15 protein-coding genes are annotated in these 15,693 nt (G+C 70.9%); 8 read left to right on the top strand and 7 right to left on the bottom strand.

Features of this window, described 5'->3' with window-relative positions; all coding sequences use genetic code 11:
- Positions 1–11: 11 nt before the first annotated feature.
- Both sufB and ABZ385_RS30325 read right to left on the bottom strand, forming a co-directional pair.
- Positions 12–1,433: a Fe-S cluster assembly protein SufB gene (sufB, locus tag ABZ385_RS30320; RefSeq protein WP_358583783.1), complete on the bottom strand. Its 1,422-nt coding sequence runs from the start codon at positions 1,431–1,433 to the stop codon at positions 12–14.
- Complete coding sequence (locus ABZ385_RS30325; RefSeq protein ID WP_358583785.1) at positions 1,430–2,170, bottom strand: metalloregulator ArsR/SmtB family transcription factor; 741 nt, start codon at positions 2,168–2,170, stop codon at positions 1,430–1,432. Before ABZ385_RS30325 ends, sufB begins: the two co-directional genes overlap by 4 nt.
- Before the next feature lie 162 nt (positions 2,171–2,332).
- On the opposite strand from ABZ385_RS30325, the gene ABZ385_RS30330 reads away from it, so the two are divergent.
- From ABZ385_RS30330 to ABZ385_RS30340, 3 genes are all read left to right on the top strand, one after another.
- On the top strand, positions 2,333–3,256 hold the full coding sequence (locus ABZ385_RS30330; protein WP_358697623.1) for an ABC transporter ATP-binding protein: 924 nt from the start codon (positions 2,333–2,335) through the stop codon (positions 3,254–3,256).
- The gene (locus ABZ385_RS30335) at positions 3,253–4,023 is read left to right on the top strand and encodes an ABC transporter permease (protein WP_358583789.1); all 771 of its coding nucleotides are present in this window, start codon (positions 3,253–3,255) and stop codon (positions 4,021–4,023) included. The genes ABZ385_RS30330 and ABZ385_RS30335 overlap by 4 nt, the downstream gene beginning before the upstream one ends.
- A gap of 117 nt (positions 4,024–4,140) precedes the next feature.
- A complete protein-coding gene (locus ABZ385_RS30340) occupies positions 4,141–5,163 on the top strand; it encodes a COX15/CtaA family protein (RefSeq protein WP_358583791.1) in 1,023 nt (340 codons plus the stop codon).
- Here ABZ385_RS30340 and ABZ385_RS30345 read toward each other — a convergent pair.
- From ABZ385_RS30345 to ABZ385_RS30355, 3 genes are all read right to left on the bottom strand, one after another.
- On the bottom strand, positions 5,143–6,237 hold the full coding sequence (locus ABZ385_RS30345) for an amidohydrolase family protein (RefSeq protein WP_358913918.1): 1,095 nt from the start codon (positions 6,235–6,237) through the stop codon (positions 5,143–5,145). The genes ABZ385_RS30340 and ABZ385_RS30345 overlap by 21 nt on opposite strands.
- A 152-nt stretch (positions 6,238–6,389) precedes the next feature.
- Positions 6,390–6,749 (bottom strand): hypothetical protein, encoded by a 360-nt coding sequence (locus ABZ385_RS30350; RefSeq protein WP_358913919.1) that lies wholly within the window; start codon positions 6,747–6,749, stop codon positions 6,390–6,392.
- Between the two features lie 93 nt (positions 6,750–6,842).
- A complete protein-coding gene (locus ABZ385_RS30355) occupies positions 6,843–7,796 on the bottom strand; it encodes a heme o synthase (protein ID WP_358583829.1) in 954 nt (317 codons plus the stop codon).
- A 430-nt stretch (positions 7,797–8,226) separates the two neighbouring features.
- Between ABZ385_RS30355 and tkt the strand changes: the two genes are divergently transcribed.
- Genes tkt through pgl form a run of 5 tightly spaced genes read left to right on the top strand, consistent with a single transcriptional unit; the run spans position 8,227 to position 14,914 of the window.
- Positions 8,227–10,314 carry a transketolase gene (gene tkt / locus ABZ385_RS30360; protein WP_358913920.1) on the top strand — a complete coding sequence of 696 codons (2,088 nt, stop codon included), beginning with the start codon at positions 8,227–8,229 and terminating at the stop codon, positions 10,312–10,314.
- A 34-nt stretch (positions 10,315–10,348) separates the two neighbouring features.
- On the top strand, positions 10,349–11,467 hold the full coding sequence (tal, locus tag ABZ385_RS30365; RefSeq protein WP_358913921.1) for a transaldolase: 1,119 nt from the start codon (positions 10,349–10,351) through the stop codon (positions 11,465–11,467).
- Complete coding sequence (gene zwf, locus ABZ385_RS30370; RefSeq protein ID WP_358583831.1) at positions 11,464–12,996, top strand: glucose-6-phosphate dehydrogenase; 1,533 nt, start codon at positions 11,464–11,466, stop codon at positions 12,994–12,996. Before tal ends, zwf begins: the two co-directional genes overlap by 4 nt.
- Positions 12,993–14,138: a glucose-6-phosphate dehydrogenase assembly protein OpcA gene (opcA, locus tag ABZ385_RS30375; RefSeq protein ID WP_358583800.1), complete on the top strand. Its 1,146-nt coding sequence runs from the start codon at positions 12,993–12,995 to the stop codon at positions 14,136–14,138. Before zwf ends, opcA begins: the two co-directional genes overlap by 4 nt.
- On the top strand, positions 14,135–14,914 hold the full coding sequence (gene pgl / locus ABZ385_RS30380) for a 6-phosphogluconolactonase (RefSeq protein ID WP_358583801.1): 780 nt from the start codon (positions 14,135–14,137) through the stop codon (positions 14,912–14,914). The genes opcA and pgl overlap by 4 nt, the downstream gene beginning before the upstream one ends.
- Before the next feature lie 44 nt (positions 14,915–14,958).
- Here pgl and ABZ385_RS30385 read toward each other — a convergent pair whose 3' ends face one another.
- Together ABZ385_RS30385 and ABZ385_RS30390 are read right to left on the bottom strand one after the other, a co-directional pair.
- Positions 14,959–15,240 carry a DUF2087 domain-containing protein gene (locus tag ABZ385_RS30385; RefSeq protein WP_358583833.1) on the bottom strand — a complete coding sequence of 94 codons (282 nt, stop codon included), beginning with the start codon at positions 15,238–15,240 and terminating at the stop codon, positions 14,959–14,961.
- Between the two features lie 294 nt (positions 15,241–15,534).
- Positions 15,535–15,693: hypothetical protein (locus ABZ385_RS30390; RefSeq protein ID WP_358913924.1), on the bottom strand; the 159-nt coding region annotated here is incomplete at its 5' end.

Raw genomic sequence — 15,693 nt, forward strand, 5'->3', positions numbered from 1 at the left:
GGTCGCCGGACTCAGCCGACCGACCCTTCCATCTGCAGCTCGATCAGCCGGTTGAGCTCCAGGGCGTACTCCATGGGCAGCTCCTTGGCGATCGGCTCGACGAAGCCGCGCACGATCATCGCCATGGCCTCGAACTCCGTCAGGCCGCGGCTCATCAGGTAGAAGAGCTGGTCGTCGGAGACCTTGGAGACGGTCGCCTCGTGGCCCATCGACACGTCGTCCTCGCGGACGTCGACGTAGGGGTAGGTGTCCGAGCGCGAGATCGTGTCGACGAGCAGCGCGTCGCACAGCACGTTCGACTTCGAGCCGTGAGCGCCCTCACCGATCTCCACGAGACCGCGGTACGAGGTGCGGCCACCGCCGCGCGCCACCGACTTGGAGACGATGTTGGAGGACGTGTTCGGCGCCATGTGGACCATCTTGGAGCCGGCGTCCTGGTGCTGGCCCTCGCCCGCGAAGGCGATGGACAGCGTCTCGCCCTTGGCGTGCTCGCCCATGAGGTAGACGGCCGGGTACTTCATCGTCACCTTGGAGCCGATGTTGCCGTCGATCCACTCCATGGTCGCGCCCTCGTAGGCCACGGCGCGCTTGGTGACCAGGTTGTAGACGTTGTTCGACCAGTTCTGGATCGTCGTGTAGCGGCAGCGGCCGCCCTTCTTCACGATGATCTCGACCACGGCGGAGTGCAGCGAGTCCGACTTGTAGATCGGCGCGGTGCAGCCCTCGACGTAGTGGACGTAGGCACCCTCGTCGACGATGATCAGCGTCCGCTCGAACTGGCCCATGTTCTCCGTGTTGATGCGGAAGTAGGCCTGGAGCGGGATGTCGACGTGCACGCCCTTGGGGACGTAGATGAACGAGCCGCCGGACCACACGGCGGTGTTCAGCGACGCGAACTTGTTGTCACCGACGGGGATGACGGTGCCGAAGTACTCCTTGAAGAGCTCCGGGTGCTCCTTCAGCGCCGTGTCGGTGTCCAGGAAGATGACGCCCTGCTCCTCCAGGTCCTCACGGATCTGGTGGTAGACGACCTCGGACTCGTACTGGGCCGCGACACCGGAGACGAGGCGCTGCTTCTCCGCCTCGGGGATGCCGAGCTTGTCGTACGTGTTCTTGATGTCCTCGGGCAGGTCCTCCCAGGACTCCGCCTGCTTCTCCGTGGAGCGCACGAAGTACTTGATGTTGTCGAAGTCGATGCCCGAGAGGTCCGAGCCCCAGTTCGGCATGGGCTTCTTGTCGAACAGGCGCAGGCCCTTGAGGCGGAGCTTGGTCATCCACTCCGGCTCGGACTTCTTGGCCGAGATGTCCCGGACGACGTCCTCGCTGATGCCGCGCCTGGCGGAGGCACCGGCGACGTCGGAGTCGGCCCAGCCGTATTCATACGTGCCCAGACCCTCGAGTTCGGGGTGGGCAGTCTCCGTGGGGAGCGTCATGCGGGGTTCCTCCCGGCCGTACTTGCTGATGCTGATGGGGTGGTCTGAGTGGTGCCGGCGCCGCTGCCGCCGCTGCGCGGGATGAACGTCGTGCAGACGCCGTCCCCGTGGGCGATGGTGGCCAGGCGCTGCACATGCGTGCCGAGCAGCGCGGAGAACATCTCTGTCTCCGCCTCGCACAGCTGCGGGTACTGCTCGGCGACATGGGCGACCGGGCAGTGGTGCTGGCACAGCTGCTCGCCGACCGGCGCGGTGCGCGCCGTGGCAGCGTACCCGTCGGCGGTCAGCGCCCTGGCCAGCGCCTCGGTGCGCTGCTCGGCGGGTGCGGCGTCGATCGCGTTCCGGTACGTCTCGGCCTGGGCGGTGATCCTCGCCCGGGCGAACGCGACGACCGCTTCCTCGCCGTGCTGTTCGGTGATCCACCGGAGCGCGTCCGCGGCCAGCTTGTCGTACGACTGGTCGAAGGCGTCGCGCCCGCAGTCGGTCAGCGCGAAGACCTTGGCGGGGCGGCCGCGGGTGCGGGCGCCGTAGACGCGCTGCTCACGGGGCTCGACGACGTTCTCATGGGCGAGGGCGTCGAGGTGCCTGCGGACGGCGGCCTGGGTCAGGCCGAGACGCTTCGCGAGATCGGCGACGGTGGAGGGGCCGTGGTCCAGGATGGAGCGCGCGACGCGGTTGCGGGTGGACCGCTCACCGGTCGCGAGTTCCTCCTGCGGAGCCTCGCCAACGTTTTTCACAACGTCATTGTTGCGTAATTCCTCAGAGGCTGACAACCCGCGCCATGATCACCGCGTGGTGCGCTGCATCACTTAGGCAAACCTAAGCTGACCTGCGGAAACGATCACTGACCGGTGCCCCGCCCGCCCGCCGCCCGCGATCCGTCCCTAGACTGGTCCACCATGCGAGAAGAGCCCGTCGTCCAGATCGAGAGTCTGGTCAAGCGGTACGGAACCAAGACCGCGGTCGACGGTCTCGACCTGACGGCCCGGGCGGGCATCACCGCCGTCCTCGGCCCCAACGGCGCCGGCAAGACCACCACGATCGAGACGTGCGAGGGATACCGCAGGCCGGACGCGGGAACCGTCCGCGTCCTCGGCCTCGACCCGGTGCGCGAGGCCGCCGCGCTGCGGCCCCGCCTCGGCGTGATGCTCCAGTCGGGCGGCGTCTACTCCGGCGCCCGCGCCGACGAGATGCTGCGCCACGTCGCCAAGCTGCACGCCCACCCCCTGGACGTGGACGCCCTCATCGAGCGCCTGGGACTCGGCTCGTGCGGCCGCACCACCTACCGGCGCCTCTCGGGCGGCCAGCAGCAGCGCCTCGCGCTCGCGATGGCCGTCGTCGGCCGGCCCGACCTGGTCTTCCTGGACGAGCCGACCGCGGGCCTCGACCCGCAGGCCCGCCGGGCGACCTGGGACCTCGTACGCGATCTGCGCCGCGACGGCGTCAGCGTCATCCTCACCACGCACCACATGGACGAGGCCGAGGAGCTCTCCGACGACGTCGCGATCATCGACGCCGGCCGGGTCATCGCGCAGGGCAGCCCCGACGCGCTGTGCCGGGGCGGCGCCGAGAACACCCTGCGCTTCACCGGCCGCCCCGGTCTCGACGTCGGCTCGCTCCTCAAGGCGCTGCCCCCGGACTCGGCGGCGGCGGAGCTGACCCCGGGCGCCTACCGCGTGAGCGGCACGGTCGACCCGCAGCTGCTCGCCACGGTCACCTCCTGGTGCGCCCAGCACGGGGTGATGCCCGACAGGATCTCGGTCGAACGCCACACCCTGGAAGACGTCTTCCTGGAGCTCACGGGTAAGGAGCTGCGCGGATGAGCGCCGCCGGAACGTACACGCCGAGGCCGGGCGGTGCCCCGCTTCCGCGCATGATCGCCGCGCAGGCCGCGCTGGAGACCAGGATGCTGCTGCGCAACGGCGAGCAGCTGCTCCTGACGGTCGTGATCCCGACCCTGCTGCTCGTGCTGTTCAGCGCGGTCGACGTCGTGGACACGGGGGACGGCGAGGCCGTCGACTTCCTCGCGCCCGGCATCCTCGCGCTCGCCGTGATGTCGACGGCGTTCACCGGCCAGGCCATCGCGACCGGCTTCGAGCGGCGCTACGGCGTGCTCAAGCGGCTCGGCGCCTCCCCGCTGCCCCGCTGGGGCCTGATGACGGCCAAGACGCTCTCCGTGCTGGTCACCGAGGTGCTCCAGGTGGCGCTGCTCACGGCCATCGCCTTCGCGCTCGGCTGGTCGCCGCACGGCAACCCGCTGTGGGTGCTGCTGCTCCTGGTGTTCGGCACGGCGGCCTTCTCGGGCCTCGGCCTGCTGATGGCGGGCACCCTGAAGGCGGAGGCCACGCTGGCCGCCGCGAACCTCGTCTTCCTGCTGCTGCTGGTCGGCGGCGGGGTGATCGTGCCGCTCGACAAGTTCCCGGACGCGGCCCAGACGGTGCTCGGGCTGCTGCCCATCGCGGCGCTCTCCGACGGGCTGCGGGACGTGCTGCGGCACGGCGCGGGCCTGCCGTGGGCGGACCTGGCGATCCTCGCGGTGTGGGCGGTGCTCGGTCTGGGCGCGGCGGCGAGGTTCTTCCGCTGGGAGTAGCGGACGGGAGCAACGCGCGGGGGCAGCACGCGGGAAAAGCCCGTGGAGCGGCGCGCCACGCGGCCCGAACGCCGGATACGTCCCCCTCGTGAAGCCGTGCACAAGCGGCCCCCTACGATGGTGGGCGTGCCAAACGTGACCCGAGCCGACCTCGCTCAAGCCGCGCGGAACCCGCTCGCCTTCATCGCCGAGCGCTGGACCCCCGCCCAGCGGACCGTCCAGCGGGCGGCCTTCCTCTCGCTCGCCATGACCGTCGTCATCGTGGTCACGGGCGGCGCCGTCCGGCTGACCGGCTCGGGGCTCGGCTGCCCCACCTGGCCCAAGTGCACGCAGGACTCCCTCACCGCGACCAGCGAGATGGGCTTCCACGGCGTCGTCGAGTTCGGCAACCGCATGCTCACGTACGTGCTGTGCGCGGCCGTGGGCTGGGCGATCATCGCCGCCCGGGCGCAGAAGCCGGTGCGGCGCGGCCTGCTCCTGCTCGGCTGGACCCAGTTCTGGCTGGTCATGGGCAACGCCGTGCTCGGCGGCATCGTCGTCCTGGTCGGCCTGAACCCGTACACGGTCGCCGCGCACTTCCTGCTCTCCACCGCCCTGATCGCGGTCGCCGCCACCATGTGGCAGCGCTCCCGCGAGGGCGACACCGAGCCGCGGCCGCTGGTCGGCAAGGCCGTGGCGCAGCTGGTGTGGTTCCTGGTGGCGGCGGCGGTGCTGCTGATCGCGGTCGGCACGGTCGTGACCGGCGCGGGGCCGCACGCGGGTGACTCCAGCGACGTGCCGCGGATGAACCTCGCCCCGGTCGGCCTGGACTGGGAGGGCGTGACCAAGCTGCACGCGGTCCTCGCCTGGATCGTGGTGACGCTGACGTTCGCCCTGTGGTTCGTCCTCAAGGCGGTCGACGCGCCGCACGGTCCGCTGGCCCGCACCCGCGACCTGTTCCTGGTCCTCCTCGCGCAGGGCGCCATCGGCTACGTCCAGTACTTCACGGACCTGCCGGAGATCCTCGTCGGGCTGCACATGTTCGGCTCGTGCCTGGTGTGGATCGCCGTGCTGCGCGTCCTGCTGTCGCTGCGGGAGCGGCCGCTGCCCGTGGTCGAGGTGCCCGCGCAGGCGGACGACTCACGGCTCTCCGCGGTCTAGCCCGTACACGCGGCGGGCGTTGCCCGCCGCGATCAGGCCCGCCACGCGCTGCGCGTCGCCGAGCGACCAGGCCCCCTCGGCGACCCAGGTGCCAAGGACCCGCCCGAGCGCCTCACGGAACAGCTGGGCCCCCACGACGTGCAGCTCGGGCAGGCCGTGCGCGCCGCTGGAGAACAGCAGCTTGCCGAAGGGCGCCAGTTCGAGGATCTCCGCGAGCACGGCCGCCGCCCGCGCCCCGGTGCGGACGAGGGCGGGGCCGAGGTCGGCGTAGACGTGCGGGAAGACGGCGGCGAGGTGGGCGGCGCCCCGGTGGTAGGGGTAGCCGTGCAGGAGCACCAGGTCGGTGCCGTGGCCCGCGGTGGCGCGCGCGAAGTCCCCGAAGTACGTCTGCGGGTCGCCGGCCCCCGCGTGCAGTTGCAGCGGCCGCCCCGAGGCGACGGCCACCCACAGCAGGTGCCGCAGCAGCACGGGGTCGCCGAGCGCCCCGCCCACCTCGCGTGCCGCGAGCCAGCGCCCCACCGCGTCGCGCACCTCGCCGGGGCCCGGCGGCCGCGCCGCGAGGGCGAGCGGGTGCCGGACGCCCGCCACGGAGGTGAAGGCGACGGCTCCCGCGGCGGCGGCGTGCACGGCCTCGGCGAGGTTGGCGAGGAAGGAGTCGGCGGTGCCCGAGGTGTCGGCGACCTGCTCGGCGAGCAGTTCCAGGCGGACGATCTCGCGGGCCTCGGCGCCACCGGTGGCGGCCATCTCGCCGGGCCCGGTCAGGTCCCCCGGCAGCCCCGTGTCGACGAGGTAGGTGGTGATGCCGCTGCCCCGCAGCAGCCGCCGGCCCGCCTCCAGGACGCCCAGCTCGCGGCGCCGGGCCAGATAGCGGGCGGGCGGGCAGTGCGGTTCGAGGCCGAGCAGCGGCGGGCACCAGCGGCGTACCGCGAAGCCGGTCTGGGTGTCGAAGAAGGTGGTGCCGGGGGCGGGCGGACCCTCGCCCCGGCCGAGGTGGGCCTCGAAGGTGCCGAGGCCCAGCTCCGTACGGAGGACGCCGTGGCAGTACTGGTCCACCAGGGACGGCGTTTCGATCATGCGGACCCCCGCTGGATGGACCTGGCTCCTACGGTCCTAACGGGTGACCCCTGTGTCAGGTGTTGCTCCCCGGCGTTCTTCAAAGCGCCTCAGGCACTCTTCAGCGCGCCCCAGGCGTTCTCCGGCGCGCCTCAGGCGTTCTCCGGCGCGCCTCAGGCGTTCTTCGGTCCGCCGATCTGGATTCCGGCCATGCGCGTCCACTCGTAGGGGCCGGTCCGCACCTTCGCGGCGAAGTCGCCGTCGAAGTCCTCGTGGAGGGTGACGCCGGCCTTCTCCAGGGCGCTGAGCGCCACGGCGTGGCTGGGCGCCACCAGGTTGCCCCAGCCGCCGTCCTCGCCGACGAGGGCGATGCGGGCGCCCCGCTGGCCGAGGTAGGCGACCTGCCCCTCGGCGCCGCCGTGCTCACGGGCGAAGGCGCCGATCTCCTTGGCGAGCCGGGCCGCCTTGCGCTCCGCGCGGGCGGCCTTCTTGCTGTCGTCCGTCTGCTCGTCCACCTGCTGCGTGTCTGCCATGGACAGGATGCTACCGACGGGTAGCCGCTCGGGTCGACAGCCCTCCGACGTGGCGTCGCCCACGCACCGCGCGAAGCGCCGGGCGCCCGGCGCCTAGCGCAGGAAGGGGTCCACCGCCACGGCGACGAAGAGCAGCGAGACGTAGGTGATGGACCAGTGGAAGAGCCGCATCTCCTTCAGCTTGCCGCCCGTGACCTCGGCCTTGGCGCGGTTCTGCAGGCCGTGCGCCTCCCACAGCCACCAGCCGCCGGTCACCAGCGCCACCGCGGTGTAGAACCAGCCGGTGTAGCCGAGGGGTTGCAGCAGCAGGGAGACGGCGACCATGACCCAGCTGTAGAGGACGATCTGCCGGGCGACCACCTTGTTGGAGGCGATGACCGGCAGCATCGGCACGCCCACACGCGCGTAGTCCTCCTTGACCTTCATGGACAGCGGCCAGTAGTGCGGCGGCGTCCAGAAGAACATGACGAGGAAGAGGATGACCGGCGCCCACGAGAGGGAGTCGGTGACCGCGGACCAGCCGATGAGGACCGGCAGGCAGCCCGCGATGCCGCCCCAGACGATGTTCTGGGAGGTGCGGCGCTTGAGGATCATCGTGTAGACGACCACGTAGAAGAGCAGCGCGCCGAGCGAGAGCCAGGCGGAGAGCCAGTTGACGGCGAGGCCGAACAGCGCGGTGGAGACGACCGCGAGGGTGATGCCGAAGACGAGGCACTCGCGGGGGCTGACCATGCCGGTCACCAGCGGCCGCTGCGACGTGCGGTCCATCAGGGCGTCGATGTCGCGGTCGATGTACATGTTGAGCGCGTTGGCGCCGCCGGCGGACAGATAGCCGCCCAGGCAGGTCACGAGGACCAGCCACAGGTCGGGCACGCCCTGCTCGGCGAGGAACATCACCGGAACGGTGGTGATGAGGAGGAGTTCGATGATCCGCGGCTTGGTCAGCTCCACGAACGCCTTGACACGGGCCCCGAACGGCCGATGGCTCGGGCTAAGGTCCGTCCCGGAAACCCCCGCTGGACGGGATTCAACGGCCGTCACGCACACCCCTGACAGAGACATCCCAGCGAACCGGCCGGGACCTTCAGACATGAAGATCCGGTAAAGGCTCGCGCGTACCACGCCACTGTAGTCGTTGCCCATACCTCGCCCTTCGCGGGGGTGGGGTCGTGTTGAGGTGCCGGACGCGGGGTACGGCGAGCGCGTGGGGTACTCCCCCACAGGTGTGAACCGCCCTTCGAGCGGACACACGAGCGGACACATGAGCGTTGCCGAACGACCTTTGAGCGGACATCTGAGCGGTTCCCTATTCACATGGCGAATCGCCGCGCATTCCTTTCGGGAGGCGGATCCCCGCGGGGCCCGGCAGTCTGGAATGACTCGAAAAAATGCACGTTCCGGCAACGGTAGGCTCGACAACGGCCGGTGGGATTCTCATCGCCGGCATTCGACATGTGGAGAGGAGCCCTGACTCAGGGTGAGCACCAAGCCGACCACCACAGACCTCGAGTGGACCGAACTGGACCAGCGAGCCGTTGACACCGCTCGCGTCCTGGCCATGGATTCCGTACAGAAGGTCGGCAACGGCCATCCCGGTACGGCCATGAGCCTCGCGCCCGCCGCGTACACCCTTTTCCAGAAGGTGATGCGCCATGACCCGGCGGACGCGGAGTGGACCGGTCGCGACCGTTTCGTCCTCTCCGCGGGTCACTCGTCCCTGACCCTCTACATCCAGCTGTACCTGGCCGGTTTCGGCCTGGAGCTGGACGACCTGAAGGCCTTCCGCACCTGGGGCTCCAAGACCCCGGGCCACCCGGAGTACGGCCACACCACGGGCGTGGAGACGACGACGGGCCCGCTGGGCCAGGGTGTCGCCAACGCCGTGGGCATGGCGATGGCCGCCCGCTACGAGCGCGGTCTGTTCGACCCGCAGGCCCCGGCCGGCGAGTCGCCGTTCGACCACCACATCTTCGTCATCGCCGGTGACGGCTGTCTGGAGGAGGGCATCTCCGCGGAGGCGTCCTCGATGGCCGGGCACCAGAAGCTCGGCAACCTCGTGATGCTGTGGGACGACAACCACATCTCGATCGAGGGCGACACGGCGACCGCGATCTCCGAGGACACCCTCAAGCGGTACGAGGCCTACGGCTGGCACGTCCAGCGCGTGGAGCCCAAGGAGAACGGCGACCTCGACCCGGCCGCCCTGTACGCCGCGATCCAGGCCGCGAAGGCCGAGACCGGGCGTCCCTCCTTCATCGCGATGCGCTCGATCATCGCCTGGCCCGCCCCGAACGCGCAGAACACCGAGGCCGCGCACGGCTCGGCGCTCGGCGACGAGGAAGTGGCCGCCACCAAGCGCGTCCTCGGCTTCGACCCGGAGCAGACCTTCGAGGTCTCCGACGAGGTCATCGCGCACACCCGCAAGGCGCTCGACCGGGGCCGCGAGGCCAAGGCCGAGTGGGAGAAGGGCTTCGCCGCCTGGCGCACCGCCAACAGCGAGCGCGCCGCCGAGTTCGACCGCGTCACCGCGGGCGAGCTGCCCGAGGGCTGGCAGGACAAGCTCCCCGTCTTCGAGACCGGCAAGGCCGTCGCCACGCGCGCCGCGTCCGGCAAGGTCCTCCAGGCCCTCGGCGCGGTCATCCCCGAGCTGTGGGGCGGCTCCGCCGACCTCGCGGGCTCGAACAACACGACGATCGACAAGACGTCGTCGTTCCTCCCCGCGGACAACCCGCTGCCGGAGGCCGACCCGTACGGCCGCACGATCCACTTCGGCATCCGCGAGCACTCCATGGCCGCGGAGATGAACGGCATCGCGCTGCACGGCAACACCCGGATCTACGGCGGCACCTTCCTGGTGTTCTCCGACTACATGCGCAACGCCGTGCGCCTGTCCGCGCTCATGCACCTGCCGGTGACGTACGTGTGGACGCACGACTCCATCGGCCTCGGCGAGGACGGCCCGACCCACCAGCCGGTCGAGCACCTGGCCTCGCTGCGCGCCATCCCGGGCCTGAACGTCGTACGCCCGGCCGACGCCAACGAGACCGCCATCGCCTGGCGCGAGATCCTCAAGCGCTACACCAAGGAGTTCGGCAAGGGCGCCCCGCACGGCCTCGCACTGACCCGCCAGGGTGTGCCGACGTACGAGCGCAACGAGGACGCGGCCAAGGGCGGCTACGTCCTGTTCGAGGCCGAGGGCGGCGCTCCCGAGGTCATCCTGATCGGCACCGGCTCCGAGGTGCACCTCGCCGTCGAGGCCCGCGAGCAGCTCCAGGCCGCCGGCGTTCCGACGCGCGTGGTCTCGATGCCGTCGGTCGAGTGGTTCGAGGAGCAGGACCAGGGGTACCGCGACAGCGTGCTGCCGCCGTCGGTCAAGGCGCGGGTGGCGGTCGAGGCGGGCGTCGGTCTGACCTGGCACCGTTTCGTGGGCGACGCCGGACGCATCGTGTCGCTGGAGCACTTCGGTGCCTCGGCGGACGCCAAGGTGCTGTTCCGGGAGTTCGGGTTCACCGCCGACGCGGTGGCCCAGGCGGCGCGGGAATCCCTCGCCGCCGCCCAGCGCTGACGCCCGTATACGACGAAGTAGGAGATGTAATTCCATGACAGACGCACTCAAGCGCCTCTCCGAAGAAGGCGTCGCGATCTGGCTGGACGACCTGTCGCGCAAGCGGATCACGTCCGGCAACCTCGCGGAACTGATCGACCAGCAGCACGTCGTGGGCGTCACCACCAACCCGTCGATCTTCCAGAAGGCCATCTCGCAGGGCGACGGTTACGACCAGCAGCTCTCCGACCTCGCCGCCCGCGAGGTCACGGTCGAAGAGGCCATCCGCATGATCACGACGGCGGACGTCCGGGACGCCGCCGACATCCTGCGCCCGGTCTTCGACGCGACGGACGGCCAGGACGGCCGGGTGTCCATCGAGGTCGACCCGCGCCTGGCGCACAACACCAAGGCCACGACCGCCGAGGCCAAGCAGCTCGCGTGGCTGGTGGACCGCCCGAACACGCTCATCAAGATCCCGGCCACCGAGGCCGGCCTCCCGGCGATCACCGAGGTCATCGGTCTCGGCATCAGCGTCAACGTCACGCTGATCTTCTCGCTGGAGCGCTACCGCCTGGTCATGGACGCCTACCTGGCGGGCCTGGAGAAGGCCAAGGAGCGCGGCCTGGACCTCTCCAAGATCCACTCGGTGGCGTCCTTCTTCGTGTCCCGCGTGGACACCGAGATCGACAAGCGCCTGGACGGCATCGGCACGGAGGAGGCCAAGTCCCTCAAGGGCAAGGTCGCGCTCGCCAACGCCCGCCTGGCCTACGAGGCCTACGAGGAGGTCTTCTCCTCGGAGCGCTGGGCCGACCTGGACAAGGCGCAGGCCAACAAGCAGCGTCCGCTGTGGGCCTCGACCGGCGTCAAGGACCCGGCGTACAAGGACACCCTGTACGTCGACGAGCTGGTCGCGCCCAACACGGTGAACACCATGCCGGAGGCGACCCTGGAGGCCACCGGCGACCACGGTTCCATCACCGGCAACACCATCGCGGGCACGTACGAGCAGGCTCGCGCCGAGATCGCCGCCGTGGAGAAGCTCGGCATCTCGTACGACGAGGTCGTGCAGCTCCTGGAGGACGAGGGCGTCGACAAGTTCGAGGCCTCCTGGAACGACCTGCTCAAGTCGACCGAGGCCGAGCTGAAGCGCCTCGCTCCTTCGAAGGGCTGACCACTTTGTCAAGCAGCAATCCGCTGCGTGACGCCGCAGACCGACGGCTCCCGCGTATCGCGGGGCCGTCGGGCCTGGTCATTTTCGGTGTCACGGGCGATTTGTCCCGTAAAAAGCTGATGCCCGCCGTGTACGACCTCGCCAACCGAGGTCTGCTGCCGCCGGGCTTTTCCCTCATTGGTTTCGCCCGTCGCGACTGGGAGGACGAGGACTTCGCCCAGGTCGTCCACGACGCGGTCAAGGAGCACTCGCGCACGCCGTTCCGCGAGGAGGTCTGGCAGCAGCTCATCCAGGGGATGCGCTTCGTCCAGGGCAACTTCGACGACGACAAGGCGTTCGAGCAGCTCAAGGCCACCATCCAGGAGCTGGACAAGGCCCAGGGCACGGGCGGCAACTTCGCCTTCTACCTCTCGGTGCCCCCCAAGTTCTTCCCGCAGGTCGTCCAGCAGCTCAAGAAGCACGAGCTGGCGGACGCCCCCGAGGGCTCCTGGCGCCGCGCCGTCATCGAGAAGCCCTTCGGCCACGACCTCGCGTCGGCCAAGGAGCTGAACGCGATCGTGCACGAGGTGTTCGCCCCGGACCAGGTGTTCCGGATCGACCACTACCTCGGCAAGGAGACCGTCCAGAACATCCTGGCGCTGCGCTTCGCCAACCAGATGTTCGAGCCGATCTGGAACCGGTCGTACGTCGACCACGTGCAGATCACGATGGCCGAGGACATCGGCATCGGCGGCCGCGCCGGCTACTACGACGGCATCGGCGCCGCCCGTGACGTCATCCAGAACCACCTGCTCCAGCTGATGGCGCTGACCGCCATGGAGGAGCCCGCCTCCTTCGACGCCGACGCGCTGGTCGCCGAGAAGGCCAAGGTGCTCGGCGCGGTGAAGCTGCCCAAGGACCTCGGCAAGGGCACCGTGCGCGGGCAGTACTCCGCGGGCTGGCAGGGCGGCGAGAAGGCCGTCGGCTACCTCCAGGAAGAGGGCATCGACCCCAAGTCGAAGACTGACACCTACGCGGCGGTCAAGCTTCAGGTGGACAACCGCCGCTGGGCGGGCGTCCCCTTCTACCTGCGCACCGGCAAGCGGCTCGGCCGGCGCGTCACGGAGATCGCGGTCGTCTTCCAGCGCGCGCCCCACTCCCCCTTCGACCACACCGCCACCGAGGAGCTGGGCCAGAACGCGATCGTCATCCGCGTCCAGCCCGACGAGGGCATCACGGTCCGCTTCGGCTCCAAGGTGCCCGGCACCTCCATGGAGATCCGGGACGTCTCGATGGACTTCGCCTACGGCGAGTCGTTCACCGAGTCCAGCCCGGAGGCGTACGAGCGGCTGATCCTGGACGTCCTGCTCGGCGACGCCAACCTCTTCCCGCGCACGGAGGAGGTCGAGCTGTCCTGGAACATCCTCGACCCGATCGAGGAGTACTGGGACAAGCACGGCAAGCCCGCGCAGTACCCGGCGGGCACCTGGGGCCCGACCGAGGCGGACGACATGCTCGCACGAGACGGACGGAGCTGGCGTCGGCCATGAAGATCGACCTTACGGACACCACCTCCAGCAAGATCAACAAGGCGCTCGTGCAGGGCCGCCGCGCGATCGGCACCCCGGCCGTCGGCATGGTCCTGACCCTCGTCATCGTCACCGACGAGGAGAACGCCTACGACTCCCTGAAGGCCGCCAACGACGCCTCGCGCGAGCACCCCTCGCGCACCCTCGTGGTCATCAAGCGCGCCGCCCGCTCGCCCCGTGACCGCACGACCTCGCGCCTGGACGCCGAGGTGCGGGTCGGCGTCGAGGCGGGCACCGGCGAGACGGTGGTCCTGCGGCTGTACGGCGAGGTCATCAACCACGCCCAGTCGGTCGTCCTGCCGCTGCTGCTCCCCGACGCGCCCGTGGTCGTGTGGTGGCCGGTGAACGCCCCGCTGGACCCGGCCAACGACCCGCTCGGAGCGCTGGCCCAGCGCCGCGTCACCGACACCTACGCGGCCGAGCAGCCGATCCACGAGCTGACCGCCCGCGCCGAGGCCTACCACCCCGGCGACACGGACCTGTCCTGGACGCGCATCACGCCGTGGCGCTCCATGCTCGCCGCGGCCCTGGACCAGGTCACGTGCGAGGTCACCTCGGTGCAGGTGGAGGGCGAGGAGTTCAACCCGAGCTGCGAGCTGCTCGGCATGTGGCTCGCCGACCGCCTCGACGTCCCCGTCAAGCGGTCGCTGTCGCCGGGCCCCGGCCTGACCGGCGTACGCATGGAGACCGACTGCGGTCCCATCGTGCTCGACCGTGCCGACGGCTCGCTGGCCACGCTCTCCATCCAGGGGCAGCCCGACCGCGCGGTGGCGCTCAAGCGCCGCGAGACGGCCGAGCTGATCGCGGAGGAGCTGCGGCGCCTCGACCCGGACGACACCTACGCCTCCACGCTGAAGTACGGCGTGGAGCGCCTCGGCGGACCCGACTCGGAGCCGACGGCGGAGTCCACGGCGGGGTCCAAGGCGTCCAAGGCCGAGGGCGCCGACACGCCCGCGGCCGGCGGAAAGCCCGAGGACGCCGGGCAGGCCGAGGACGGGCAGGACGCTTCGGCCCCCGCCACCAAGAAGGCCGCCGCGAAGAAGGCGCCGGCCAAGAGGGCCGCGGCGAAGAAGCCCGCCGAGAAGAAGGCGGTGACCAAGTGAGCACGGCCCCGCAGCTCGTCGTCCACCGCGACAAGGACCTGATGGCGCAGGCCGCGGCGGCCCGCCTCATCACGAAGGTCGTCGACGCGCAGGCCGCGCGCGGCCACGCCTCGGTGGTCCTCACCGGCGGCCGCAACGGCAACGGCCTGCTGGCGGCGCTCGCCTCCTCCCCGGCCCGCGACGCGATCGACTGGTCGCGCCTGGACCTGTGGTGGGGCGACGAGCGCTTCCTGCCGGAGGGCGACCCGGAGCGCAACTACACGCAGGCCCGCGAGGCGCTCCTGGACGCCGTGCCGCTCGACCCGGCCCGGGTGCACCCGATGCCGGCCTCCGACGGGCACTACGAAGTGGACGCCGCGGCGGAGGTCTACGCCGCCGAACTGGCCGCCGCCGCGGGTCCGGAGGACCACGGCCCGGTGCCGACCTTCGACGTCCTGATGCTGGGCGTCGGCCCGGACACGCACGTCGCCTCGCTCTTCCCGGAGCTTCCGGCGGTGCGCGAGAGCGAGCGGACGGTGGTGGGCGTGCACGGCGCGCCGAAGCCCCCGCCGACCCGGGTCACGCTCACCCTGCCGGCGATCCGCTCGGCACGTGAGGTGTGGCTGCTCGCGGCGGGCGAGGACAAGGCGGGGGCCGCGGCCATCGCCCTGTCCGGGGCGGGCGAGGTGCAGGCCCCCGCGGCCGGCGCCCGCGGCCGCTCGCGCACGCTGTGGCTGCTGGACGCGGCGGCGGCCTCCCAGCTCCCTCCGGAGCTGTACCGGTCGGCCATCGCTTGAGTGCTGCGCGACAAGGGCCCCGCACCTCATCCGGTGCGGGGCCCTTACGCGTGGGCGGGGACGCGGCGGTAGCTGCTGCCGTCCCGTTCGCGCACCAGGAGGCCGTCCATGACGCAGTACCTGCGCAGTGCGGAGGTGTCGTCGTGGACGGTGCGGAACGCGTCGTTGACCTCGCGCTCGCTGTAGGCGCGGTCGGCCCGGAAGAGGGTGTCCGTCAGATGGACGAGGAGTTCGTGGCGTACGACGGGCCGTACGGGGATGGTCGTGAGGCGGCCGTGGGAGAAGAAGCCGGTGAGGCGCCGGGGCACGGTGGCGGGGGCGTCCACCGGGGCGGGCGCGCGCCGGAAGACGCCGGGGTCGGCGCGGAGCGACCCGTCGGGCAGCCGCTTCAGGAGCCCGGCGGCGAGCAGCCGGTTCAGGTGCTTGCGGGCGGCGGGAGAGTCCGCCTCGCCGGGCGGCAGCTCGTCGAGGACGACGCGCGCGTACAGCCGCAGTCTCTCGGGGTCGGCGAGCGCGGTGAGCAGCTGGTCCATGACGGGGTCCCTCCCGGCGGGTGACAGAGCCGAAGCAGTGTCACCCGCCGGACCTCGGACACGCACCCGATTAACCGGCGGCTCCGCTCAACGGCCGCGCAGATTCCGGTACTTGGCGACGAGGGCCGTGGTGGAACCGTCCAGGTCAGGCACCTCGGCGCCCTCGGTGAGGGCGGGCTCCACGCGCTTGGCGAGGACCTTGCCGAGTTCGACGCCCCACTGGTCGAAGGAGTCGATGTGCCACAC

This window comes from Streptomyces sp. NPDC005898 (assembly GCF_040629635.1).
Taxonomy (GTDB): Bacteria; Actinomycetota; Actinomycetes; order Streptomycetales; family Streptomycetaceae; genus Streptomyces.